The following is a 22020-nucleotide window of genomic DNA, read 5'->3' on the forward strand; positions in this document are numbered from 1 at the left end:
AGATCAGCACCGGCAAACTGTGGGGTATCGGCCTCGGTCCCGGCGATCCGGAACTGGTGACGGTGAAGGCCGCCCGGCTCATCGCCGAAGCCGATGTGGTCGCGTTCCACAGCGCCAAGCACGGCCGCAGCATCTCCCGCGCCATCGCGGAGCCGTATCTGCGCGCCGGGCAGATCGAGGAGCACCTGGTCTACCCGGTGACCGTGGAGACCACCGACCATCCCGGCGGATACCAGGGCGCGATCGACGAATTCTACGAGCAGGCGGCCGCGCGGCTGGCCACCCATCTGGCCGCGGGGCGCACCGTCGCGTTGCTCGCCGCCGGTGATCCGCTGTTCTACTCCTCCTACATGCACATGCACCGGCGGCTGGCCGATCGATTCGAGGCCGAGATCATCCCCGGCATCACCTCGGTGAGCGCGGCCTCCGCGGCGCTGGGAACTCCACTGGTGGAGGGTGAGCAAGTGCTGACGGTGCTGCCCGGCACCATGCCCGTCGAGGAGCTGACCGAGCGGCTGCGCGAGACCGACGCCGCCGCGATCATGAAGCTGGGTCGCACGTTTCCCGGAGTACGCCAGGCACTCTCGGATTCCGGCCGGTTGGCCGACGCGTACTACGTCGAACGCGCGAGCAGCACTCGTCAGCGAGTGCTCGCCGCGGCCGACGTCGACGAGGCCGACGTGCCGTACTTCTCGATCACCCTGGTCCCGGGTCCGACGCCGACCACCGTGATCCCCGCGCGCGGCGCTTCCGTCCGTCAGCCCACCGCCGCCGACGACCGCACAGGCACCGCGACTGCGGCGCCTGGCCGTCCGGAAATCTCGCCGGATGCATCAGCGGAGGCGCCGGGCGAAGTCGTCGTCGTCGGTCTGGGGCCCGGCGACGCGGACTGGACGACGCCGCAGGTCACTGCCGCGTTGGCGGAGGCGACGGACCTCGTCGGGTACACCACCTACATCAATCGCGTCCCCGAGCGGGCGGGTCAGCGACGGCACGCCAGCGACAACAAGGTCGAATCCGAGCGCGCCGCGATGGCACTGGACCTGGCCAAGCGGGGCGCGCGCGTCGCGGTGGTGTCCTCGGGCGATCCCGGCGTTTTCGCGATGGCGGCCGCCGTTCTCGAGGTGTCGGCCGAACCGCAGTTCCAGGATGTCCCAGTGCGGGTGCTGCCCGGCCTGACGGCCGCCAACGCGGTGGCCAGCCGGGTCGGCGCACCGCTCGGGCACGACTACGCGATGATCTCGCTGTCGGATCGGCTCAAGCCGTGGGAGGTCGTCGCACAACGCCTTTCGGCGGTCGCGGCGGCCGATATGGCCATCGCGATCTACAACCCGGCCTCGTCGCAGCGCCGCTGGCAGGTCGGCGCCATGCGCGAGGTCCTGCTCGAACACCGCCCGCCGCACACGCCGGTGGTGCTGGGCCGCGACGTCGGCGGGCCCACCGAATCCGTCCGGGTGACCACTCTCGGTGAGCTCGATCCCGACGAGGTCGACATGCGCACCCTGCTGATCATCGGATCATCGACCACCACCATGTTCGACACGCCGGAAGGCACCCGCGTTTTTACTTCGCGTAGGTATGGGTCGGTACCGAGCCGGTAGTCCGCGCCGGACAGTCCACGAACCGCACGGTCGGTACCCCGCGTCACCCGGGCCGAACGGCCGCCGAATCAGCACCGCGGACGACCCCGGCGACCCCGCGACCGACCGAGACTTCCGCGATCATCGGCAACCCCCGTGGCCCGCGAGGCCCGGCGACACGCCCGTGCGATGGCACACTTGTTCCGCGGGCATGCCCGCATGCACACCAGTCTGACAGCTCGTTTCCTGGTTCGATTCCCCAACGCGTCCCACGAGGACGATGAAAGGATTCACCACGATGAGAGTTCAGCACCACGCACAGAACACGCTCGGTACCCGATTACGGCGCGGTGTGACGGTCGGCCTGATAGCCGCCGCCATGGCGGTTCCGGTCACCGCGGCCGCCCAGGCGCCCGCTCCCCCGGCCCCGCCTGCGCCCTCAGCGCCGGCTCCCGAAGCGCAGACGCAAGCGGACCCCGTCGCACCCGCGGCTCCCGCGGCACCCGCAGCGCCCGGGCTGCCTGCATTGCCCGGCTTGCCCGGAGCGCCTCTCGCCGAGGGTGCCTCCAGCATCACCTTGACGGTCAACGGCTTGGACGGCGAGCCCATCGCGGTCGATATCGACACCACGGCGACCGTCAAGGACCTCAAGGCCCTCATCCAGGAGCAGACCGGCGTTCCGGCGGCCGATCAGCAGCTCATCACCGAGAGCGAGGTCAAGCTCGAGGACGCCAACACTCTGGCGTCCTACGAACTGGCCGACGGTGACATCGTGAACCTCGCGCTGGCCTGAGCCTGACGAGTCGATCACCGCGGCGGTGGTGCTCAGCGCGCGAGCACCACCGCCGCACCCCGGTCCGGCGAACGCGCCGCAACACCGGCACTATTGGTGGACTGCGCACCCAGGCGTAACATTCCACTTAGGAATGTAGTTCGAAGGGAGTTGACCGTTGACCGACACCGCGACTCGACGCCGCCCACTGAACTCCACCGCGGCCTCGCTACTCGGGTTCCTGCACGAGGGCCCGAAGTCGGGCTGGGATCTCGCCACGCAGGCCCAGCAACGCATCGGCGACTTCTGGACCATCACCCAGAGCCAGGTCTATCGCGAACTGTCCACGATGGACGCCGCGGGTCTGGTGACCAAAGGCGAACGCGGCGCCAGAGAGCGCACGCCGTACCGGATCACCGATATCGGGCGCGAGGCCTTCGCCGAGTGGATCGGGCGCGATCCCGGCGCCGAGACCATCCGCGTGCCGCTGTTGCTCACGCTGTCCTTCGGCGAGCACCTGGATCCCGCGCATCGCGATCGGATCATCGCCGCCAACAAGAACATTCATCAAGATCGCCTCGACCGCTACCTCGACGAAGACGAGACCGCCCTGGCTCCTCACCAGCGCGCGACTCTCGAATTCGGCATCGCCTACGAGCGCGCGGTCCTGCACTGGTTCGACCAGCTGCCGACCATCTTCACGCCGCCGAACCCGCGCTGACGGAGTTCGGTCCCGCCGCCCGGTTCAGCGCACCCGGTGCGATGCGGACTCACGCAACCACTCGACCGCGTCGCCGACCTCGGCCACGGTGACGGCGCCCGCGGGCAGCGGTGGCCGGTCGATCATGATCACCGGCAGCCCCGCGGTGCGGGCAGCGAAGATCTTCGCCTCGGTCTGCTCGCCGCCACTGTTCTTCGTGACCAGCACATCGATGCGATGCCGCGACATCAGCACGAGTTCCTCGTCGAACGTGAACGGCCCACGCGCCAGCAACAGTTTGGCGCGCGGCGGCAGCGGGACCTCGGGGGCATCGATGGAGCGGATGACGAAACCGTGGCCCGTGCAGCCGACGAACGCGCCGACGCCCTGGCGGCCGATGGTCAGCAGGACCTGTTCGTCGCGCGCGGTCAGTGCCGCGGCCGCCGCGGCGAGATCGGGCACGCGCGTCCACAGGTCACCGCGCCGCTGCACCCACTCGGGGCGGCGCAGATGCAGCGCCGGGATATCCAGCTCGGCCGCGGCGGTGGCGGCGTGCGCACTCACCTGCGCGGCGAAGGGATGGGTCGCGTCCACGACAGCGTCGATCGCGTTCTCGCGTAGCCAGGTTCGGAGGCCCTCGACACCACCGAACCCACCCACGCGGACCGCACCGACCGGCAGCCGCGGATTGGCGACTCGACCAGCGAGGGAGGACACGATGTCGAGTCCACGCTCACCGGACGCTCTGCGCGCCAACTCCCTGGCTTCGCCGGTGCCACCGAGGATCAAAACTCTCAGGACAGCCCTCCGAAATCATCAGCGCCGGCATCACCATCGAACTTCGAGTACTTCATGTAACTCTCCATCGTGGAAAACGAACCGGGGGGATTACCCGGAACGGCAACGACCCTACCCCCGAGCCGTGGGTTCTACACGTTCGGTCCGAAACTTTTACGGCGCGCGGACCCTGCGGGAACGGATTCACCGTGATCTGCGCGTGATCTGACCGTGATCGGTGCTAAGCGTCCACACTCCGGCGACCAGCGGGTTTTCGGACAATCCACTGAGCGACCGGCAAGTGCGGTCGCCAGGCCGTGAACCCGCCGAGCGGTTCACCCCGATAGATCTGAAATTTGCGCAGGGTTCCGCCGAACCGCGCCGACCAGTCGAGCAGCAGCGCTTCCGATTCCGCGGTGACCGCGTTGGCGACCAGGCGGCCGCCGGGGCGCAGCCGCTGCCAGCACTGCTCGAACATGCCGTGCTGGGTGAGACCGCCACCGAGAAATACGGCGTCCGGAGCCGAGATATTTTCCTCGGCTAACTCTGAGCGCACCTCACCGCGTATCGTTATTCCCGGCACCCCGAGGGCGGTGATATTGGTCGCGATTTGTTCCCGGCGAGCAGGCAGCCGCTCGAACGTGACGGCGCGGCACAGCGGATGGGTACGGCACCATTCGATGGCGATACTGCCCGACCCGCCGCCGATATCCCACAGCATTTCCCCCGGTGCGGGGGCGAGAGCGGTGACGGTGAGGGCGCGAACCTCGGCTTTGGTGAGCTGGCCGTCACCGGCGAAGGCAGCGTCGGCCAGACCGGGCAATCGGGTGTCACGACGCGTATCGGGATCGGCGCGGCAGTCGATGGCGACAATGTTGAGCGGGTCGCCGGGCGGGTGTGACCAGGTAGCCGCGGAGCCGGTGTGGCAGTGTTCGGCGGGGCCGCCGAGTTGCTCGAGAACCGTCAGCGATGAAGCGCCGAATCCCTTGTCGCACAGCATTTCCGCGATTCGGCTCGGCGTCGTCTCGTCTTCGCTGAGGACGAGAATCCGCCGACCCTCGGACAATTCGGGCACGACGGTGGGCAATGGCCGGGCAACCACACTCACCACCGGGGTTTCGGCCAGTGGCCACCCGAGCCGCGCGCACGCCAGCGACGCCGAGGAGGGCTGCGGGAACACCCGCAGCGCCGCCGGGCCGAACCGGCGCGCCAGGGTGACACCGATGCCGTAGAACATCGGATCACCGCTGGCCAGCACGCCGATGCGGCGACCGGCATTGCGCCCGAACAACTCCGGCAGGGCGGGCAGCAGCGGCGTGGGCCACGGCACCCGCTCGATATCGCCGGCCGGGAGCAGCGCCAGTTGGCGCGAGGAGCCGAACACCACGTCACAGTCCCCGATTTCCCGGCGGACGTTCTCCCCCAGACCCGCCCAACCGTCGGCCCCGATGCCGGCCACCACGATCGGGTGGCCGGTCCAGTCCGCCGCCGCGTCGCCGGACGCGGTCACCGTGGCATCCGACGCCAGACCGATTGCGGGAGCAGGCGCATCACGAAGAAGGCGATGGCAAGTCGGCCCGGCACCGCGACCCGGGTGGCGCCCTTGCCGAGACTGCGGACCACGGCGTCGGCGACCTGGTCGGGAGTAATGGCCAGGGGCGCGGGTTCCATGCCGGTGGTCATGCGCCCGATCACGAAGCCCGAACGCACCAGCAACAGCTGCACGCCCGTGCCGTGCAGGGCGTCGCCGAGGCCGCTGGCGAAGCCGTCCAGGCCCGCTTTGGCCGAACCGTAGACATAGTTCGCCCGCCGCACGCGCACGCCCGCGATCGAGCTGAAGACGACGATCTGGCCGGATCCCTGCGCACGCATCACGGTCGCCAGGGTCGTGAGGACACTGACCTGGGCGACGAAGTCGGTGTGCACGACCGCCACCGCGTGCGCCGGGTCGTGTTCGGCGCGATCCTGATCGCCGAGGACGCCGAAGGCGAGCACCGCTGTCGCGATGCCACCGTGCTCGGCGGCCAGTTTGTCCAGCAGGGGCGCGTGGGTGGCGGTCTCGTCGGCGTCGAATTCCACGGTGTGCACGGCGGTCGCACCCGCCGCGCGCACCTGCTCGACCTCGGCCGCCAACGCATCGGCACGGCGAGCGGCCAGGATCACCACCCGTCCGGGTGCCAGCCTGCGCGCCACTTCGACGCCGATCTCACTGCGCCCGCCCAGGACCAGCACCGGCCCATCGTTCTGCTGCATTCCCATAGCGCCAGTCTGTCATCCGGCCCGTCCGGCCGGTGCCGGCCTGCCTCTGTTGCGTGCACGGCGCGAACCCGCGCAGCGACGCGCCGGTCGGCCCGGCTACCGTTTCCGGCATGCCGACCGCCACCGCACAGCTGTCCCCCGCTGCCCTCGCGTTCGTCACCGAGCGGCATCTGGCCACGCTCACCACGCTGCGCGCCGACGGCACCCCGCACGTGGTCGCCGTGGGTTTCACCTGGGATCCGGAGAGCGGGATCGCTCGCGTGATCACCGACGGCGCGTCGGTGAAGGCACGCAATGCCGGACGAAGCGGCTACGCGGCGGTGAGCCAGGTCGAGGGGCCGCGCTGGCTGACCCTCGAAGGACCGGCGACGGTACTCCACGACAGCGCCGACGTCGCCGAAGCCGTGCGTCGCTACACCGAGCGCTACCGGGTGCCCCGCGAGAACCCGACACGGGTGGTCGTCGCGATCCAGGTGCGCCGGGTGTTGTCGTCTGGCACGTTGAAATAGCCTCGCGAACCCGCACAGCGCAGTGCGGGCGTGTGCCGCTACGGCAGTGCTGTACCCCGACCGCTTACAGCACCGTCAGGCCGTGCGGCCGATTGTTCATCGACTCCACACCGTCGTCTGTGACGACCACGATGTCCTCGATCCGCGCGCCCCATTCGCCGCGGAAGTAGATTCCCGGCTCGATGCTGAACGCCATGCCCGGCTCGAGCACCAGGTCGTTGCCCGCCACGATGTAGGGCTCCTCGTGCACCGACAGGCCGATGCCGTGGCCCGTGCGGTGGATGAAGGCGTCGCCGAGGCCCGCGTCGGCGAGCACGCTGCGGGCGGCGGCGTCGATGGATTCCGCGCTCACCCCCGGCCGCACCGCCGCGACCGCGGCGGCCTGGGCGGCCTCCAAGACCGCCACCTGTTCGACGATCTCCGGGCGCGGGGTGCCGAGAACATAGGTGCGGGTCGAGTCCGAGTAGTAGCCGGGTTCGACGGGGCCACCGATGTCTATGACCACCACATCGCCCTGCTCGATGACGCGATCGGAGACCTCGTGGTGCGGGTCGGCGCCGTGCGGTCCACTGCCCACGATGACGAACGCCGCCTCGGTATGGCCTTCCTCGACGATCGCGGCGGTGATATCGGCGCTCACCTCGGCCTCGGTGCGACCGGCCCGCAGGAACTCGCCCATCCGCGCGTGCACGCGGTCGATGGCCGCGCCCGCCCGGCGCAGCGCGTCGATCTCGGCCTCGTCCTTGACCATTCGCGACTCGCGCAGCACCGGCGTCGCCGAGGCGGGCAGACCGGTGGTCGATTCGGCGAGCGGGATCAGGTGCAGCGCGGGCATGGCATCGGCGACCGCGATGCGGGAACCGGCGTGCAGAATCGAGCGGACCAGCTGGTACGGATCGACGCCGTCGACCCAGTCGAGCACCTGCAGGCCGAGTTCGCCCGCCGCGGAATCGGCGAGGGAGGCCAGCTCGAGTTTCGGGATGACCACCGAGGGCGTGGATCCGTCGGCCGGGATCACCAGGCAGGTGAGCCGCTCGAAGGATTCCGCGGCCGAACCGATCAGGTACCGCAGGTCGGGGCCCGGAGTGATCAGCAGGGCGTCCAGATGCGCCGCGCGCATCAACTCGACCGCCCGCTCCAGCCGCTGACCGTAGACCTTCGCCGCGAACCTGGCATCCGTGTGCGCGCTCATAGGATCCGACGTTACCCGCCCCGCACCGAGGGCAGCCACCGAAGCCCATCGGCACGGCCACGGCCACGGTGTCGGTGGTTCGGGGCACAATCACCGGGTGACCGCTGACGAGAGCACCCGTGGACCCCTGTTGATCCTCGACGGCGCCAGCCTCTGGTTCCGCGCCTATTACGCCATCCCCGACAAGCTCAGGGGCGCGGACGGCCGCTCGGTGAACGCGCTGCGCGGCTTCACCGACATGGTGGCCTCGCTGGTCACCAAGCATCGTCCGAGCAGGCTCGTGGTCGGGCTCGACCTCGATTGGCGGCCCCCGTTCCGGGTGGCCCTGGTGCCCTCCTACAAGGCGCACCGACTCGACACCAGCACCAGCGCGGCGCCCGGCGCGGAGGAAGTGCCCGACACGCTCACCCCGCAGGTCGAGATGATCCTCGAAGTACTCGAGGCGGCGGGCATCGCCACCGGCGGCGCGGAAGGCCTCGAGGCCGACGATGTGCTCGGCACCCTCGCCAGCCGGGAGCGCACCGACCCGGTTGTCGTCGTCAGCGGCGACCGCGACCTGCTGCAGCTGGTGCGCGACGAGCCCGCCCCACCGGTCCGCGTGCTCTACGTCGGTCGCGGTCTGGCCAAGGCGGAACTGTTCGGCCCCGCGGAACTCTCGGCGAAATACGGTGTGCCCGAACAGAACGCGGGACCGGCCTACGCCGACATGGCGACCCTGCGCGGCGACGCCTCCGACGGCCTGCCCGGCGTGGCGGGCATCGGCGACAAGTCCGCCGCCCAGCTGATCACGAGGTTCGGCTCGCTCGACGCGCTCATGGACGCCGTCGCTGATCCCGATTCCGATATCGCCAAGGGTGTGCGCGCGAAACTCGTTGCCGCACAGGACTATCTGAAGGTCGCCGCTCCGGTCGTGCGGGTGGTCCGCGACGCCGACGTGATCCTGTCGCGTCCGGACGTCCTGCCCACCACCCCCGCTGACCCCGACCGGCTGCTCGCGCTGGCCGCCGAGTACAACGCCGAGAGCCCGATCACCCGCCTGGTCACCGCACTGACCGCGGCACACACCGGCTGACCCGCCCGCGACGAGTTCGCGACGGCGCCACCGCCCGTCCGCATCTGCGCCGCCGGAAACGACACCGGGCCGCCCGCGTAGTCGCGGACGGCCCGGAAAACACAGTGCGAGCGCCTAGTTGGGGCGGCCGACCTCGTAGGTGCCGTCTTCCTTGGTGATCTTGACGGTGACCTTCTTCGCCTCGCCACTGACCTTCAGGTCACAGGTGAAGGTCGCGTCGACCTCCACCGCCTGGCCGGAGGGGCAGCTGACATCGGAGACGTCGGCGATGCCGTAGGAGTCCTTCAGCACGCGCGAGACACCGTCCTGCACGGCCGCGTTGTCGAGTTCGTCCGAGGAGAACACGACCAGGATCAGACCGATCACGGCGGCGACCACGAGCACACCCGCGGCGATGAGCCCGATGATCAGGCCCTTGCTCTTGCCACCGGAGGACGGCTGCTGGCCCCACTGCTGTTGCGGGGCGGGCTGCTGGCCCCACTGCTGCTGCGGCGCGGGCTGACCCCACTGCTGCGGCGCGTTGGCGGCCTGGTTGTTCCAGTCCTGCGGCGGCGGCTGGGTCTGGCCCCACTGCTGCTGCGGCCCGGTCGGCTGCTGCGGCTGCTGGCCCCACGGCTGCTGCGGCTGCTGGGGCTGTTGTCCCCACGGCTGCTGTGGCTGCTGCGCGTTCGGGTCTTTCCACTGCTGGGTGGGCTGGGCGCCCTGTTGTGGCGGCTGCTGCGCGCCACCCCAGTGCTCGGTGGGACCGGCGCCACCGGCCCCCTGCTGACCCCCCCAGTGCTGGGTGGGATCGTTGTTCCCCTCCCCGGGGTTGTTCGGTCCGTAAGGGCCGCTCATCCACTCGCCTCCACTCGCATCATTAGTCCATACGGTAGCCCCCCGCGCCGGGCCTGCCGCATTCGCACGACATCCGCCTCACGGTCGGTACGCGAAGAAATCAAATCACAGACGTGCCGACTACGCGGCGTCCACCGCGACGACACCCCGCCGTACCGCACGCACCGCCTTGGCGGCGGTGGACGCGATCTCGGGGTCGTCGGCGGTGTTGTGGATCTGATCGAGCAGGTCGATCACCTGCCTGCACCACCGCACGAAATCGCCCGCCGACATCGTCGTACCGTGGTCGCCGCTGGCCAGCAACGCCTCGGCCAACGCATCACCGCGCGCCCACTTGTAGACCCCGGTGACGAACCCCAGATCGGGTTCGCGGGTGGGCGGAAGTTTGTGTCGCACCTCGTCGGAGCGCAGATCCGACCACACTTCGATAGTGGCCGCGACCGCACGGCGGATCGGATCGGTCGGTCCCGCCGGCATCAGCAGGCCGGTTTCCTGGCGCGATTCGTAGACCAGTGTCGACACCACCGCCGCGAGTTCGGCCGGGCCGAGTCCGCGCCACAGACCCTGGCGCAGGGCCTCGGCGACCACGAGATCGCTCTCGGCATAGATTCGGGCCAGGCGCCTGCCGTCGGCGGTCACCTCACCGTGGGCGACGAAGCCGCGTTCCTCGAGCAGCCCGACGATCCGATCGAACGTGCGCGCCAGCGAATTCGTGGTGGCGGCAACTTTCTGGCGCATCGTCTCGGTCTCGCGGGCGAGCCGCGAATACCGCTCGCCGGTGCGGCTCAGCTGCTCCCGATCGGGACGATTGTGCGCGGGATGGGACCGCAGACTGCGCCGCAGCGTCGAGAGCTGACGATCTTCGCCGCCGCGAACACGATCGTTGCGCTTGCCACGGCGCGGAGCCGAGATTCCGGTGCCGCGCAATGCCGAGGCCAGGTCGCGGCGGATGCGCGCGGTCCGATGATCGACCCGGCGCGGCAGATCCATGCGCCCGAGCGCTTCGGCGGGCTCCGGGAAATCGGCCGCGGACACCCGGCCTGCCCAGTGGTCCTCGGTCAATACCAGTGGACGCGGATCGCCGGGCGTCTGGTCGGGTTCGAGGATCACCGCGAGCCCGGAACGCTTGCCCACGGGAATGGACACCACGTCGCCGCGACGCAACCCGATCAGCGCTTTCACCGCGGCACCGCGCCGGTCTGCCCGCCCCTGCTGCTGGATATCGCGCTCGCGCTGCTTGATCCGGTCACGCAGCGACAGATACTCCATGAAATCGCCGTCGACGCCGCCGAGCTGACTCTCCAGCTTGCGCAGCGCGCCCTCGTTGCGTTCGATCCCACGGACGAGCCCCACGACCGACCGGTCGGCCTGGAACTGGGCGAACGACCGTTCGAGCAGCGTTCGGGCTTCCTGGGCACCCATCCGGTCGATCAGGTTGATCGACATGTTGTAGCCGGGCCGGAACGAGCTGCGCAGCGGATAGGTGCGGGTGGAGGCGAGGCCTGCCACCGCACTGGTGTCGACCTCGGGCTGCCACAGCACCACCGCGTGGCCCTCGACGTCGATACCGCGCCTCCCCGCACGACCAGTGAGCTGGGTGTACTCGCCGGGGGTGAGCTCGGCATGGGTTTCGCCGTTGAACTTCACCAGCCGCTCGAGCACCACCGTGCGGGCGGGCATGTTGATGCCCAGTGCCAAGGTCTCGGTGGCGAACACCGCGCGCACCAGCCCCTTGACGAACAGTTCCTCGACGGTGTGCCGGAACGCGGGCAGCATGCCGGCGTGGTGGGCGGCCAGGCCGCGCTGCAGCGCCTCGCGCCACTCCCAGTAGCCGAGGACCTCCAGATCGCCCTTGGGCAGGTCACCGGTGTGCTTCTCGATGATCTCGTCGATCTGCGCGGCCTCGCCGGGACGGCTCAGATCGAGGCGGGCGCGCAGGCACTGGGCCAGCGCGCCGTCGCAGCCCGCGCGGCTGAAGATGAAGGTGATCGCGGGCAGCAGGTTTTCCTCGTCGAGGCGCGCCAGGACATCCGGTCGCGGCAACGGGCGGAAATTGCCGCCGCGTCCACCACGCCCACGCGGACCGCCGTAGCCGTGCATCCGGTCGGCGCTCTCGCGCTGGCGGATGAACCGCACGAGATCTTCGTCGACCACGACCTTGCGGTCGCTGGACTTGGTGTCGAAGAGGTCGAACATCCGCCGGCCGACCATCACGTGCTGCCACAGCGGCACCGGCCTGGTCTCGTCGACCACCACCGCGGTGTCGCCGCGCACGGTCTCCATCCAGGCGCCGAACTCCTCGGCGTTGGATACCGTCGCCGACAGGCTCACCAGCCGCACATCCGGTGGCAGGTGCAGGATCACTTCCTCCCACACCGCGCCCCGGAACCGGTCGGCCAGGTAGTGCACCTCGTCCATCACCACGTAGGACAGACCGTGCAGCGAGTCCGAGGACGCGTAGAGCATGTTGCGCAGCACCTCGGTGGTCATCACGACCACCGGCGCGCCGGGGTTGATCGACTGGTCACCGGTGAGCAGGCCGACACTGTCGCGGCCGTGGCGGGCGGTGAGATCGGCGAACTTCTGATTCGACAGCGCCTTGATCGGCGTGGTGTAGAAGCACTTTCCGCCCGAGGCCAGCGCCATGTGCACGGCGAACTCACCGACGATCGTCTTGCCCGCTCCGGTCGGGGCGCACACGAGCACGCTGTGCCCGTCTTCCAGCGCCGCGCACGCGGTGCTCTGGAAGGGGTCCAGATCGAACGAGATTTCACCGGCGAATTTCGCCAGTTCGCTGGGCAGCCCCGGAGTGTCGGTCACCCCTCAGAGCGTATCGGAGTAGTCCGACACCGGGCGCGCGGTTTTCTCCGGCTCGCTCACCGGATCGGCGGACGCCACCGGCTCGGGGGTCTCGAGTGGAGAGGCCTGTTCGTCGTCGAGCGTGCCCCAGCCCTCCTTCTCTTCCCGGCGGGCCTTGCGCGCGTCACTGAACCGCGCGAACTGCACGGCGAACTCGAACAGCACGGTCAGCGCGATCGCCAGCGCCAGCATCGAGAACGGGTCCTGCGGTGTGACGATCGCGGCGAAGACGAACAGACCGAAGATCATCCCGCGCCGCCACGCCTTGAGCTTGGTGTAGGGCAGCACGCCGACCAGGTTCAGCCCGATGATGATCAGCGGCGTCTCGAAACTGACGCCGAAGATGATCAGCAGCTGGATGATGAAACCGAAGTACTGATTACCGCTGAGCGCGGTGATCTGGACGTTGTCGCCGATGGTCATCAGGAACGACAACGCGTGCGAGACCACCACGTAGGCGAGCACGGCACCCGTCACGAACAGCACCGAACCGGTCACCACGAACCCGACCGCGAGCTTGCGTTCCTTCGCGTACAGCCCCGGGGTGATGAACGCCCACAGCTGGTACAGCCAGAACGGGGTCGCGATCACCACACCGGCGGTGAACCCGACCTTCAACCGGAGCATGAACTGGTCGAAGGGGCCCGTGGCGAGCAATCGGCAGGCGCCGTCGGGGGTCAGGCTGGCGCGCGCCGATTCGGGCAGCGCACAGTAGGGGCCGCGCAGGATCTCGCCCAGGCTCTCCATCCCGAAGAGGGTGTGCGCGTACCAGAAGAAGCCGATCAGGGTGGTCACCGCGATGGCGGCCAGTGCCAGCAGCAGCCGGGTGCGCAGTTCCTGCAGGTGCTCGACCAACGACATGGTGCCGTCGGGATTCGTCCTGCGCTTGGTGCGCCGGGGATCGAACGGGATGCGCATGGTGGGTGGTGGCCTCTAACCCTCGGTTCGGCGGATGCTCGGCGGCAACTTCTGACGAGACAGCACTTCGCCCCGGAGCGATGACTACCGCTCCGGGGTGATGGCCGAGGTCAGAGGGTTTTGTGGCCCTGCTGCGGTTCGACGATCGGGGTCTGTGCCTGCGGCGCCGACGCGGACAGCTGCTGCTGCGGCGCGGGGGTGGCCGGGGTGGCCGCCGGTGCGTCGGATGCCGACGACTCCGCCTGCATCTGCCCGACCTCGCTCTTGAAGATCCGCAGCGAGCGGCCGAGACCGCGTGCCGCGTCGGGAAGCCGCTTCGCGCCGAAGAGCAGAACGAACAGCAACGCGATGATCAGCAGGTGCGTCCAGCTGAACGTGCCCATTATCAGATACCTCCAAAGACTGTGGTGATTACCGATGCTACCTGGGTTCGGAGCGTGGTGGACGCCGAGCCGCAGCGGTGTTCGCCACGCGTTCAACCCGCGACAGCCGCCGCCGCCCCGGTCAGCTCGGCGAACAACCGGCTTCCGGTGAACCGGGCGGTGTCGCCGGACTCGGCGATCCTGATCAGCTCCGTCAACCGCCGGTTGACCGGCGTCGGGTGCCCGACCATGTCGCCGAGGCGCACGATTTCCCCGCACAACCACGCGATTTCGGTCCGCCGACCGAGCGCGAGGTCATCGGCCATCGACGAACGGGCGAGCGGATCGATGGCGAGCACGCGCCCGAACACCCGCCGGAAGACCGCGTCGGGAACGCGCAGCAAATGCACCATCAACTCGGGTGGAACGGGGGTGAGCTGCGCGGGCCGAATTCGCGCAGTGTTCATCACGGCGAGGGCTTCGGACTGGGTCAGCGCGAGGCAGCGGCGGTAGTCACGCTCGGCGAGTTCCTCACGCAGCGGCTTGCCCGACAGCGCGTTGATCGGGTTGTTCAGATTGAGCAGCAGTTTCGCCCATTGCACCGGACGCAGATCGCGGTGGCGGCGCAGCGGCAGTCCGGCCGCCCGGAAACGGTCGGCGAAGCGGTCGACGACCGGGTCGTCCTGAATCGCGAGGTCGCCGTCGCTGGCGCGGTGGAAACACCCGCGACCGCTGTGCACCACATTGAACATCACCATCCCGGCCAGGGCGATGCTGGTCGGCAGAATCTCTCTGATCACACTGGCGTTGCCGATGCCGTTCTGCAGGCTCACGACCGGCGTGCCGGGGCGTAATCGGCCCGCGACGGCACGGACCGCGGCGGCGGTGTCGGCCGATTTCACCGTCACCAGGACCAGGTCGGCCAGCTCGGGTTCGTCGGGCTCGAGCGCGAGGCCGAACCGGTCGGGCGTCACCTCGGTAGAACCGCCGTCCAGATCGGTGAGGCGCAGGCCGTGTTCGGCGATGTCGTCGAGGATCCGCTGACGGCCGACGAAGATCACTTCCATGCCCGCGGCGGCCAGGTGACCGCCGATGAAAACCCCGACGCTGCCCGCGCCGAGGACCAGTACTCGCTGACTCACGCGGGTTCGGTCTCCCCCACCAGTCCGGCGGCCGCGTAGGCGGCCAGGGCGGCGTCGGCGCGCAGGCGCACCGCCGCCACCAGTTCGGGTGGCCCGAGCACGGTGACGCCGGTGCCGAAGCCGAGCAGCAGCCGAGCCATCCAGTCCGGTGACGCGAAGCGCATGCCCGCCTCGATGCTGCCGTCGGCGCGCGATTCGATGCGGTGCATGGGGTACTGGTCGAGCACCCAGGCGTAGTCGGCGCGGATCCGGAGCCGGGCCAGCGGCACGTCGGGGTCGTCCTGGAACAGGTCGAGTGCCGCGGCGTCGTTGGCGGCGTGGCTCGGCGCACGGGCGGGTTCGTCGAGTTCGGTGGCGTCCTCGATCCGATCGAACCGGAACAGGCGAACGCCTTCGGCCTGCCTGCACCAGGCCTGCAGGTAGCTGTTGTTGTCGACCAGCACCACGCGAATCGGGTCGACGATACGTTCGGACACCTCGTCGCGGCTGGCGGAGTAGTAGACCAGGCGCAGGGCTCGCGCGTCGGCGAGCGCGGAGCGCACGGTCGCGACCACCGGCTTCTCGACGGGGACATCGACCGGTTTGCCGGTGACGACGGCGTCGGTGCTGGCGATCGCCGATTCGATCTTGGCGATGGCGGCGTGTGCGGCGGTCGGATCGACCATGCCCGGCATCTCCACGATCGAGCGCAGCGCCACCAGCAGCGCGGTGGCCTCGGTGGAGGTCAGCCGTAGCGGCCGTTCGATCCCGGCCGAGAAGGTGACCTCGATGCTCTCCTCGGAGAACGACAGGTCGATCAGATCGCCGGGACCGTAGCCCGGCAACCCGCACATCCACAGCTGATTGAGGTCGCTCATCAGCTGTTTGGTGGTGACACCCAGTTCGGCGGCGGCCTCGGCCGCGCTGATACCCGGGTGCGCGAGCAGGTACGGCACCATGTTCAGCAGGCGCGAAAGGCGTAGGGACAGACGCGAACTCACGACGTGACCTCCGTGTGGTCGAGTACCGAACGTAGCCGGTTCATCACGTCGGCGCGCAGTTCCGGTGGTTCCAGAACGAGAACATCGGGACCGAGGCCGGTGATCAGCCGGGCCACCCAGTCGCGGGATCGGACCGGCACCGCGAGCACCGAGCCGGGACGTCCGCCCAGGTCACGGGTGTCGACTTCGGTGCCGATGCGGCGCAATTCGCGACCGCGACCCTTGGCGACCCACACGGTGGCCGACCCGGTGACGGGAGCGTCGCCGGTGACCCGGTCGACGATCGCGCGCAGATCGGTGTGCGCGGGCTTGTGGACCGCGTCGACCGGACCGTACGGCCGCACCTGTCCACCGATCCGCGAGAGCCGGAACGTGCGAACGGCGTCACGTTCGCGGTCGTGGCCGACCAGATACCAGCGCCCGTGCCGGGTGACCACCCCCCACGGTTCGACATCGCGGGTCACGAACGGATCGGTGACGGCGCTGTGGTGGCCGAATCGCACCGCCTGCCCCGCGTCGATCGCCGCGAGGAGTTCCCGCAACACCGGCTCCGACCCTCGGGTGCGGGCGGGCACCGCGGGCACCGACACCCCGACGTTGTCGGTCTCGACGGTGACCCCGGCCGCGCGCAGCTTCAACAGCGCGCCCTCGGCCGCGCCCGCCAATTCCGGTGAGGCCCACATCTGCACCGCGACGGCGACCGCCGCGGCTTCCTCGCTGGACAGGTCGATATCGGGCAGCTCGTAGGCGTCCCGGTTGATCCGGTACCCCTCGAGTGTCGAGAACCGTCCCACCGGACCGACTTCCAGCGGGATGCCCAGATCACGCAGTTCGTTCTTGTCGCGCTCGAACATCCGGCTGAACGCCTCGTCGGTCGCGGAGTCCTCGTAACCGGCCACGCTGGCGCGAATACGTTCCGCGCTCAGGAACTGCCTGGTCGACAGCAGCGCGATGACCAGATTCATCAGCCGCTCGACCTTGGATATCGCCACTCGATAGAGGGTAATGGTCGCGCCCGCTCCCCCGCGCGTCGGCGCACACTTGGGCCACGGTCCCGCGACCATGGAACCCACCCGCCGAAAGGATCACGATGCTCGTCGCCTTCTCCGTTGCGCCCAGCGGTTCCGCCCACCACGACGGCTCGGTCGGCGAAGCGGTCGCCGCGGCCGTCCGGGTGGTCCGCGCTTCCGGCCTGCCGAACCGCACCGACGCGATGTTCACCACCCTCGAGGGCGAATGGGACGAGGTGATGGCAGTGATCAAAGCCGCCACCGACGCCATCCTGGTCACCGCACCCCGCTGCAGCCTGGTCCTCAAGGCCGATATCCGACCCGGGGTCACCGACGCGCTGCACAGCAAGGTCGACACGGTCGAGCGCTATCTCGCCGACGGGTAGCCGACGCCCACGGGTGCGAGAATGCGAGGGTGAACCTCCGTCCGGCATGCCGTGCCGCGGGCATCGGCGTGGTGTCGATCAGCGAGCACGTCGGCCCCGCTCGGGCACATCGGGCCGTCCCCACCTTGTCGGCTCGACTCGTTGTCGGTCTCGGGGCTCCGCTCGAGGTCGACTACGGCGGACAGACCTTGCGCACGCAGGCTGTCGTGGCCGGCTTGATGCGGCCGGGGCTCGCGACGCCGGTCACCACCCTGCTGCCGCGGCAGCCGACGGCTTATGTCGAGTTGTCGGCGTCGGCCCTGCGCCGCCTGATCGGCATGCCGCTCAGTGAAGTGGACGCGGGCGGTGTGATCGCCGACGCCGTACTGCCGTGGGTGCGTTCGATGTGCGAGGAGTTGGCGGAGCACCCGGCCGCTCGACGCGAGGCTGTTCTGCGCATTCGGCTGCTCGACCAGCTGAACCGGGCCGGGTACGACACCACCGCCGACCACGCCCTGCGCGCGCTGGATCTGATCAGAGCCGGTGGTGGAACGGCGTCGGTCGACGATCTCGCCGACCACGTACACCTGAGCGCCCGGCGTCTGCGCGAGGTGATGCGACGCTCGCTGGGGGTCACCCCGAAATTCGCCTCCCGCGTGGCCCGTCTCGAGTGCGCGGTTCACCGCGCAGGCACGGGCGCAACGTCCTGGGCCCAGGTGGCGGCCGAGTCGGGCTACCACGATCAGAGCCACCTCGTGCGCGAGTTCCGCGACCTCATGAACACCACGCCGACCGACTGGCTCGCGGAAGAGGGCCGAAATCTACAAGGCAGGCAAAGCCCGGTTCCACGACCATGGGAAACATGAACAGCCAACTGGTCCCGAAGCTGCTGGTCTCCGACGCGGACGCCGCGATCACCTTCTACACCCAGGTGCTCGGAGCCGAGGTGAGTCTGCGCGTCGCCGAGGACGCGGTGGTGCACCACGCCGAACTCACGCTCGGCTCCGTCGTGTTCGCGCTGGCACACAGTGCCGAGGAGTGGGGGTGGGCCGACCCGGAATCGGTGGGTGGCTCGCCGGTACTGCTCGTGCTCACTGTCGCCGATCCCGACGCGACAGCGCAGCGGATGGCCCAGCACGGAGCCGAGGTCGTGATCCCCGTCGGCAACCGTCCCTACGGCAAGCGACAGGGCAGGGTGAAGGACCCCTTCGGGCACCTCTGGGTCCTCAGCGGCGAACTGCGATAGGCCACCGGGCCGCTGTGGCGAGTGCGGGTGCCCTCGCCACAGCCGGATCTCACAGCATGCAGCGGGCGATCGAGTCGGCCACACACGCTGGGCGGTCGGCGTTTTCGAGCTCGACGGTGACGTGACGGTGGACTTGGACGCCGCCGGTGACCTCGGTGACCTCGGTGAGCGTGAGGTGGGCGCGAATACGGCTGTCGACCGGGACGGGAGTGAGGAAGCGGACTCGGTCGAGGCCGTAGTTGATGCCTGCCTTCGCCGCGCTGACGGTCATGATCTGCTGGGTCATCGGCACGATCAGCGACAGGGTGAGGAAGCCGTGGGCGATGGTGGTTCCGTAGGGGCCCGCGGCGGCGCGCTCGGCGTCGACGTGGATCCACTGGTGATCGTCGGTGGCCTCGGCGAACAGGTCGATGCGACGCTGGTCGACGGTGATCCAGTCGCTGGGGCCGAGTTCGGTGCCGACCGCCGCCCGCAGCGCGTCGACATCAGCGAAATCCGTGGTCATGCCGTTCCTCCGAAACGTTGGCGCAGTGCGCGTTTGAGAACTTTATGGGTGGGGCCGAGGGGTAGCTCGGTCACGAATTCGACGCGGCGCGGGTACTTGTACTTCGCGACCTGCTGCTTGGCGAAGTCGATCACTTCCCGCTCGGTCAGCGCGCCCTCGGGCACGACGACCGCCACGACCTCCTCACCGTAATGGGGGTCGGGCACCCCGATCACCGCCACCTGCGCGATCCGCGGGTGCCGCATCAGGGCCGCTTCGACCTCGGTCGGATACACATTGAATCCGCCGCGCAGGATCATCTCCTTGATCCGGTCGACGATGCGCACCCGACCGGTGTCGTCCCTCGTGCCGAGGTCACCGGTCCGGAACCAGCCGTCGACCACGGCCGCGGCGGTGGCTTCCGGCCTGCCGGTGTAGCCGCTGAACACGTTGTGCCCGCGCACCACCACCTCGCCCACGTCGCCGACCGGCAGCAGTTCGATGCGGTCGGCGATCGCGGGATCGGCGATCTCCACGTCGACGCCCCACACCGGATGTCCGACGGTGCCGGCCTCGGTACCGAAGCACGGCTGGTTCACCGCGGCGGTCGGCGAGGTCTCCGACAGGCCATAACCCTCGAGTACCGGCGCGTGGAAGACCCGCTCGAATTCCTCGAGCACGGCAACGGGCAGCGCTGCGCCACCGCTGATACAGAGTTTCAGCTCGGGCAGTACCGGCGCCGAACCCGCCGCTTCGATCAACGACAGATACATGGTGGGCACGCCGTGGAACAGGTTGACCCGCTCGGCCGCCATCAGCGACACCGCCGCGGCCGCGTCGAATCTCGGCATCAGCACCAGGGTGCCGCCCACCCGCCACTGCGAATTCATCGATACCGTCTGCCCGAACACGTGGAACAGCGGCAGCGCGCCGAGGGCGATGTCGTCGCGGTGGATCTCGTTGGCGTCGAAGGTGTTCACCGTCGCGCACATCACCATGTTGAGATGGCTCAGCTCGGCGCCCTTGGGTGTACCGGTGGTGCCACTGGTGTAGAAGACGACCGCCGTATCGAGCGGGCCACGCGAGACGAAGTTCGAGATCGCCGTGCCGGCAAGCTCTTCCGGCGCCACCACATCGATGCCCACGTTCCTCGCCGCTTCGCTCCCGGTCGCCGCGACCATCGGATGACAGATCAGCAGCGAGGCACCGCTGTCACGCAGCACGTATTCCATCTCCGGCGCGGTGAGCAGCAGATGGACGGGCACCACCGTCGCGCCCGCGGCGAGGACGGCGAAATAGGCGCGCGGGAAATCGACAGTATTGGGACACAGCAGCGCTACCCGGTCGCCGGGTTGCACACCACGCGCGATCAGGGCGCCGGCCTGTTCGCGGGCTTCGCGCCACAGATCGGCGAAGGTGATGCGGTGCTCACCCTCGATCAGCGCGAGGTGATGCGGGCGGCGGCGGGCGGGTTCGGCGAGGATGCTCGCCAGGGAAAGTGTGGCGTTCACGGGTGGTTCCTAACGACAACGTTGGCGGAAAGCAGTGGCCACCGCACAAGGCGGGGCTGGATGCGATGGCAACCGGGGGCGAACACCGCACCGGTCACGGATGCTCGTCACGATCGACGACAACCGCGCCACGTCGTCGACTGCGCCGAAATCCACGCTCGGCAGCCGCTGCACCAGGGCCGTGATCGCTTGTGCGGCAAGGTCATCAGGTTGAACCTCGGCCAGCGGGCCCCCGTACCGGCCGAACGGCGTCCGCACGCCGTCGGCCAGATACGCGGTGCCGGTCACAAGCCCATGTCCTTGGCGATGATCATCTTCATCACCTCGCTGGTGCCGCCGTAGATCCGGTTGACCCGGTTGTCGGCATACAGGCGGGCCACCGGGTACTCGTTGATGTAGCCGTAGCCGCCGTGCAGTTGCAGGCAGCGGTCGATCACTCGCGAAGCCACCTCGGAGCAGAACAGTTTGGCCGAGGCCGCGTCGGCGGCGGTGAGTTCCTCGCGGTCGAGGGCCTCCAGCGCCCGGTCGACGACCGCCTCGGCGGCATCGACCTCGGCCTGGCAAGCGGCCAGTTCGAACTTGGTGTTCTGGAACTGCGCGACCGGCCTGCCGAAAACGTCACGGCCCCTGGTGTACTCGAGAGTGAACCGGATCGCCGCCTTGGCCTGGGCATAGGCGCCGAGGGCGATCGAGAGCCGTTCCTGCGGCAGATTCCGGCCCAGGTAGCTGAACCCCTTGTTCGCCTCCCCCAGCAGGTCCGACACCGGAACCCGCACGTCGGTGAAGGACAGCTCGGCGGTGTCGGAAACCTTCAGACCCAGCTTGTCCAGCTTGCGTCCCACCGCGTACCCCGGCGACTTCGTATCGACCACGAGCAGCGAGATCCCGTGGCGGCGATCCGTTTCCGACGGCGGAGCGGTCCGCGCGCAGACGATCACCCGGTCGGCGTGCACACCGCCGGTGATGAAGGTCTTCGACCCGTTGAGCACATAGTGCGTGCCGTCCTCGGACAGCTGTGCGGTCGTGCGCATTCCGGCGAGATCGGATCCGGTGCCGGGCTCGGTCATCGCGATCGCGAACATGATCTCGCCCGAGACGAATCCCGGCAGCCAGCGCTGCTTCTGTTCATCGGTCGCGAGGTTCTTCAGATACGGCAGACACAGGCCCACGTGCACGCCGGAGCCGCCGAAAGACACACCGGCCCGGGTGGTTTCCTCCAGCAGGATCGCCTGGAACTTGAACGATTCGATGCCGGCGCCTCCGTATTGCTCGGGCACCTCGATCCCGAACACCCCGAGGCCGGCCAGCTCGGCGTAGAACTCGCGCGGCACGATGCCCGCCTCGTACCACTGGTCGTAGACCGGCGAGACCTTCGATTCGATGAACGCCCGCACGGTCTTGCGGAATGCTGCGTGCTCGTCGGTGAAAACTGTTCTCTGCATGGG

23 protein-coding genes are annotated in these 22020 nt (G+C 69.0%); 8 read left to right on the plus strand and 15 right to left on the minus strand.

The genetic code is table 11. The annotated features are described in order from the left end of the window. Positions 1 to 2: 2 nt before the first annotated feature. From cobJ to ACWFRF_RS06535, 3 genes are all read left to right on the plus strand, one after another. Positions 3 to 1601, plus strand: a complete 1599-nt coding sequence (cobJ, locus tag ACWFRF_RS06525) for a precorrin-3B C(17)-methyltransferase (protein WP_452449157.1) — start codon at positions 3 to 5, stop codon at positions 1599 to 1601. Positions 1602 to 1878: 277 nt separating this feature from the next. After that, positions 1879 to 2373, plus strand: coding sequence for a ubiquitin-like domain-containing protein (locus ACWFRF_RS06530; protein ID WP_449965436.1), 495 nt, complete (start codon positions 1879 to 1881; stop codon positions 2371 to 2373). A gap of 157 nt (positions 2374 to 2530) precedes the next feature. Beyond that, positions 2531 to 3073, plus strand: a complete 543-nt coding sequence (locus ACWFRF_RS06535; protein WP_378988022.1) for a PadR family transcriptional regulator — start codon at positions 2531 to 2533, stop codon at positions 3071 to 3073. A 24-nt stretch (positions 3074 to 3097) separates the two neighbouring features. Here the strand turns inward: ACWFRF_RS06535 and ACWFRF_RS06540 are convergent, their stop codons facing one another. The 3 genes from ACWFRF_RS06540 to ACWFRF_RS06550 all read right to left on the minus strand — a co-directional run bounded on the left by ACWFRF_RS06540 (position 3098) and on the right by ACWFRF_RS06550 (position 6088). Next, the gene (locus ACWFRF_RS06540) at positions 3098 to 3850 is read right to left on the minus strand and encodes a cobalt-precorrin-6A reductase (RefSeq protein ID WP_378988470.1); all 753 of its coding nucleotides are present in this window, start codon (positions 3848 to 3850) and stop codon (positions 3098 to 3100) included. 220 nt (positions 3851 to 4070) lie between these two features. Continuing rightward, complete coding sequence (gene cbiE / locus ACWFRF_RS06545) at positions 4071 to 5339, minus strand: precorrin-6y C5,15-methyltransferase (decarboxylating) subunit CbiE (RefSeq protein WP_379315144.1); 1269 nt, start codon at positions 5337 to 5339, stop codon at positions 4071 to 4073. Then, positions 5336 to 6088, minus strand: coding sequence for an SDR family NAD(P)-dependent oxidoreductase (locus ACWFRF_RS06550; RefSeq protein ID WP_379315143.1), 753 nt, complete (start codon positions 6086 to 6088; stop codon positions 5336 to 5338). The genes cbiE and ACWFRF_RS06550 overlap by 4 nt, the downstream gene beginning before the upstream one ends. Positions 6089 to 6198: 110 nt before the next feature. Between ACWFRF_RS06550 and ACWFRF_RS06555 the strand changes: the two genes are divergently transcribed. Continuing rightward, complete coding sequence (locus ACWFRF_RS06555; protein ID WP_378988029.1) at positions 6199 to 6597, plus strand: TIGR03618 family F420-dependent PPOX class oxidoreductase; 399 nt, start codon at positions 6199 to 6201, stop codon at positions 6595 to 6597. Positions 6598 to 6661: 64 nt separating this feature from the next. On the opposite strand, the gene ACWFRF_RS06560 is transcribed toward ACWFRF_RS06555, so the two are convergent. Continuing rightward, positions 6662 to 7789 (minus strand): M24 family metallopeptidase, encoded by a 1128-nt coding sequence (locus ACWFRF_RS06560; protein ID WP_379315142.1) that lies wholly within the window; start codon positions 7787 to 7789, stop codon positions 6662 to 6664. A gap of 97 nt (positions 7790 to 7886) precedes the next feature. Between ACWFRF_RS06560 and ACWFRF_RS06565 the strand changes: the two genes are divergently transcribed. Beyond that, on the plus strand, positions 7887 to 8861 hold the full coding sequence (locus ACWFRF_RS06565) for a 5'-3' exonuclease (RefSeq protein WP_379318814.1): 975 nt from the start codon (positions 7887 to 7889) through the stop codon (positions 8859 to 8861). A 114-nt stretch (positions 8862 to 8975) separates the two neighbouring features. On the opposite strand, the gene ACWFRF_RS06570 is transcribed toward ACWFRF_RS06565, so the two are convergent. The 7 genes from ACWFRF_RS06570 to ACWFRF_RS06600 all read right to left on the minus strand — a co-directional run bounded on the left by ACWFRF_RS06570 (position 8976) and on the right by ACWFRF_RS06600 (position 16951). Continuing rightward, on the minus strand, positions 8976 to 9698 hold the full coding sequence (locus ACWFRF_RS06570) for a DUF4333 domain-containing protein (protein ID WP_452449129.1): 723 nt from the start codon (positions 9696 to 9698) through the stop codon (positions 8976 to 8978). A gap of 120 nt (positions 9699 to 9818) precedes the next feature. Then, the gene (locus ACWFRF_RS06575; RefSeq protein WP_379313793.1) at positions 9819 to 12518 is read right to left on the minus strand and encodes a DEAD/DEAH box helicase; all 2700 of its coding nucleotides are present in this window, start codon (positions 12516 to 12518) and stop codon (positions 9819 to 9821) included. 3 nt (positions 12519 to 12521) lie between these two features. Beyond that, positions 12522 to 13475 (minus strand): twin-arginine translocase subunit TatC, encoded by a 954-nt coding sequence (tatC, locus tag ACWFRF_RS06580; RefSeq protein WP_378627485.1) that lies wholly within the window; start codon positions 13473 to 13475, stop codon positions 12522 to 12524. 110 nt (positions 13476 to 13585) lie between these two features. After that, positions 13586 to 13858 (minus strand): Sec-independent protein translocase subunit TatA, encoded by a 273-nt coding sequence (gene tatA, locus ACWFRF_RS06585; protein WP_378627484.1) that lies wholly within the window; start codon positions 13856 to 13858, stop codon positions 13586 to 13588. A gap of 92 nt (positions 13859 to 13950) precedes the next feature. Further along, positions 13951 to 14979, minus strand: coding sequence for a 2-dehydropantoate 2-reductase (locus ACWFRF_RS06590; protein ID WP_378988045.1), 1029 nt, complete (start codon positions 14977 to 14979; stop codon positions 13951 to 13953). Continuing rightward, a complete protein-coding gene (locus ACWFRF_RS06595) occupies positions 14976 to 15959 on the minus strand; it encodes a helix-turn-helix transcriptional regulator (protein ID WP_452449130.1) in 984 nt (327 codons plus the stop codon). Before ACWFRF_RS06595 ends, ACWFRF_RS06590 begins: the two co-directional genes overlap by 4 nt. Further along, complete coding sequence (locus ACWFRF_RS06600) at positions 15956 to 16951, minus strand: helix-turn-helix transcriptional regulator (RefSeq protein ID WP_378988051.1); 996 nt, start codon at positions 16949 to 16951, stop codon at positions 15956 to 15958. Before ACWFRF_RS06600 ends, ACWFRF_RS06595 begins: the two co-directional genes overlap by 4 nt. 98 nt (positions 16952 to 17049) lie before the next feature. Here ACWFRF_RS06600 and ACWFRF_RS06605 point away from each other — a divergent pair, with 98 nt between their 5' ends. The 3 genes from ACWFRF_RS06605 to ACWFRF_RS06615 are packed head-to-tail and all read left to right on the plus strand — an operon-like array spanning position 17050 to position 18580. Continuing rightward, the gene (locus ACWFRF_RS06605; protein WP_378627478.1) at positions 17050 to 17355 is read left to right on the plus strand and encodes a thiamine-binding protein; all 306 of its coding nucleotides are present in this window, start codon (positions 17050 to 17052) and stop codon (positions 17353 to 17355) included. 29 nt (positions 17356 to 17384) lie between these two features. Beyond that, positions 17385 to 18200, plus strand: coding sequence for a helix-turn-helix domain-containing protein (locus ACWFRF_RS06610; protein WP_379313791.1), 816 nt, complete (start codon positions 17385 to 17387; stop codon positions 18198 to 18200). Continuing rightward, entirely contained in the window at positions 18197 to 18580 is a 384-nt protein-coding gene (locus tag ACWFRF_RS06615) for a VOC family protein (RefSeq protein ID WP_452449131.1), read from the plus strand. Before ACWFRF_RS06610 ends, ACWFRF_RS06615 begins: the two co-directional genes overlap by 4 nt. A gap of 49 nt (positions 18581 to 18629) precedes the next feature. Here ACWFRF_RS06615 and ACWFRF_RS06620 read toward each other — a convergent pair whose 3' ends face one another. The 4 genes from ACWFRF_RS06620 to ACWFRF_RS06635 are packed head-to-tail and all read right to left on the minus strand — an operon-like array spanning position 18630 to position 22017. Beyond that, positions 18630 to 19085 carry a MaoC family dehydratase gene (locus ACWFRF_RS06620; RefSeq protein WP_378988060.1) on the minus strand — a complete coding sequence of 152 codons (456 nt, stop codon included), beginning with the start codon at positions 19083 to 19085 and terminating at the stop codon, positions 18630 to 18632. Beyond that, a complete protein-coding gene (locus tag ACWFRF_RS06625) occupies positions 19082 to 20575 on the minus strand; it encodes a long-chain-fatty-acid--CoA ligase (RefSeq protein ID WP_452449132.1) in 1494 nt (497 codons plus the stop codon). The genes ACWFRF_RS06620 and ACWFRF_RS06625 overlap by 4 nt, the downstream gene beginning before the upstream one ends. A gap of 9 nt (positions 20576 to 20584) precedes the next feature. Next, positions 20585 to 20863, minus strand: a complete 279-nt coding sequence (locus ACWFRF_RS06630; RefSeq protein ID WP_379314981.1) for a thiolase family protein — start codon at positions 20861 to 20863, stop codon at positions 20585 to 20587. After that, positions 20860 to 22017 carry an acyl-CoA dehydrogenase family protein gene (locus ACWFRF_RS06635; RefSeq protein WP_379314982.1) on the minus strand — a complete coding sequence of 386 codons (1158 nt, stop codon included), beginning with the start codon at positions 22015 to 22017 and terminating at the stop codon, positions 20860 to 20862. The genes ACWFRF_RS06630 and ACWFRF_RS06635 overlap by 4 nt, the downstream gene beginning before the upstream one ends. Between the last annotated feature and the right edge of the window lie 3 nt (positions 22018 to 22020).

The organism is Nocardia sp. NPDC055165, from assembly GCF_053606985.1.

Coding starts and splice junctions, on each gene's coding strand:
- ACWFRF_RS06530 (WP_449965436.1), top strand. CDS start 1,879: ATGAGAGTTCAGCACCACGCACAGAACACGCTCGGTACCCGATTACGG.
- ACWFRF_RS06550 (WP_379315143.1), bottom strand. CDS start 6,088: ATGGGAATGCAGCAGAACGATGGGCCGGTGCTGGTCCTGGGCGGGCGC.
- ACWFRF_RS06555 (WP_378988029.1), top strand. CDS start 6,199: ATGCCGACCGCCACCGCACAGCTGTCCCCCGCTGCCCTCGCGTTCGTC.
- ACWFRF_RS06560 (WP_379315142.1), bottom strand. CDS start 7,789: ATGAGCGCGCACACGGATGCCAGGTTCGCGGCGAAGGTCTACGGTCAG.
- ACWFRF_RS06570 (WP_452449129.1), bottom strand. CDS start 9,698: ATGAGCGGCCCTTACGGACCGAACAACCCCGGGGAGGGGAACAACGAT.
- tatC (WP_378627485.1), bottom strand. CDS start 13,475: ATGCGCATCCCGTTCGATCCCCGGCGCACCAAGCGCAGGACGAATCCC.
- tatA (WP_378627484.1), bottom strand. CDS start 13,858: ATGGGCACGTTCAGCTGGACGCACCTGCTGATCATCGCGTTGCTGTTC.
- ACWFRF_RS06605 (WP_378627478.1), top strand. CDS start 17,050: ATGCTCGTCGCCTTCTCCGTTGCGCCCAGCGGTTCCGCCCACCACGAC.
- ACWFRF_RS06615 (WP_452449131.1), top strand. CDS start 18,197: ATGAACAGCCAACTGGTCCCGAAGCTGCTGGTCTCCGACGCGGACGCC.
- ACWFRF_RS06620 (WP_378988060.1), bottom strand. CDS start 19,085: ATGACCACGGATTTCGCTGATGTCGACGCGCTGCGGGCGGCGGTCGGC.
- ACWFRF_RS06635 (WP_379314982.1), bottom strand. CDS start 22,017: ATGCAGAGAACAGTTTTCACCGACGAGCACGCAGCATTCCGCAAGACC.